This is a genomic window from Bifidobacterium amazonense, from assembly GCF_018555435.2.
Classification (GTDB): domain Bacteria; phylum Actinomycetota; class Actinomycetes; order Actinomycetales; family Bifidobacteriaceae; genus Bifidobacterium; species Bifidobacterium amazonense.
The window spans coordinates 1-1439 of the sequence record NZ_JAFEJT020000130.1; the positions used below are offsets into that span (position 1 = coordinate 1).

Here is a 1439-nt window from a genome sequence, read left to right on the forward strand (position 1 = left end):
TGATGAGGACCCCGGTCGAGCCACACGGCTCCCGGGGTCCTTTCTCATACCCACACAACACAACGACGAACCAAGCGACGAAAAACACCCAGCCGGAACACCGCCAGCAAGACAAAAACACCACGCACGAGACTGCCTTGGGATGTACGGAGCGGTCAACACGCATTTGCGGGCTTACCGAATCAGCGAACAAACGAATATAATGATCGTTATCGGATCACGCAGCGCGGAGTCATCGATACAATCATCCAAATACTTCGATCGCGGCAATCGTACGCAACTTTTCCTCGTCGACGAGATCCCGTCCGTATGCGTCAAGAAAATAGTCTCGGTATGCATCCGTATGCAGATTGAACCGCAGCGTCCACAATGCCCAGAACACGTCGACGTGACGGTCGCCGAGTCCTGCGCAATCCAGATCAACGAAACCACTGAACGACCAGTCGTCAAGAATAACGTTCGGCAGACAATAATCGCCATGCAACAGCACATCCGAACACAACGCGGCACCTTGCTCCGCGATGCGGAATATCTCGTCGATCGTGGCATCGCCGTACCAGTCAACATAGAACGACGTGTCATATCGTCCGGCGTCATGATTGCGTTTCGCCGTGGCCACATATCGTTCCATGCGCTTCGGTTCCGGACAGTCACTGCCGTCCATGTCGTGCAATGAGCGCAACGTATGCGCCAGGATCTCCGTCATGCGATGCGGATCGGCCAGGTATTGCGGCGCAGTGCAGTCCTCACCCGCCACGCGCGGTGTCACCATCCAATCGTGTATATCGCCGCTGTCGCCGGTCTCCTGTCCGTAATACAGCACTTCCGCGGCCAGTCCCTTGCCATGGAAATAAGCGGTCAGCGTCGCCTCACGTCGCAGCGTGCCGGCTGCCGCGGTTTTGATGAAGTACCCATGATCCTGGTCGGAATAGTAGACGGTCGCCTGCGGCGATGAACTGCTGTCAAACAGACGGCCAGTGCATACGTACGGTTGCACCGACGCGGGGAAATGCAGAGTCTGTTGTTCGATGACGGTACGTTGCATGAATGCGATCCTTTGCGTTTGGCGATGCCGTTATGCCGGATGTCGTGACCAACGATAGTACGATGCCGTGGTGTTCCGCCGGGGGGGGGGCGACTGCTGCGATTGCGTATTGAAGTTGATTTGCCGGGGCATTCGTGCATGCCGATGATGGCGGTGGGCGAGGGCCCGGCATGATGAACAGATGGCGACACGCCGATGAATGATGTTTTTGCTGCCTTTTCCGGATGTGAATTAGGCGTATGGTGGTAGTTGAAGGGTGTTTTTGCCTGTTTTCGACACGCCGATGGATGTCTTGTTTTTCAAGGGTTTTGGTTGTTTTTTGTGGTGTTGGTTTGCGTTGGTGGCTGGGTTGGTGTAAGTTAATCACTCGCTGTCGCTGAGCGGTCCGGTTCCT

1 protein-coding gene is annotated in these 1439 nt (G+C 55.7%); it reads right to left on the reverse strand.

What is annotated here, in order from left to right; all coding sequences use genetic code 11:
* Positions 1 to 244: 244 nt before the first annotated feature.
* Positions 245 to 1045, reverse strand: a complete 801-nt coding sequence (locus JS533_RS13630) for an aminoglycoside 3'-phosphotransferase (protein ID WP_241515366.1) — start codon at positions 1043 to 1045, stop codon at positions 245 to 247.
* Positions 1046 to 1439: the final 394 nt, after the last annotated feature.

Coding starts and splice junctions, on each gene's coding strand:
- JS533_RS13630 (WP_241515366.1), bottom strand. CDS start 1,045: ATGCAACGTACCGTCATCGAACAACAGACTCTGCATTTCCCCGCGTCG.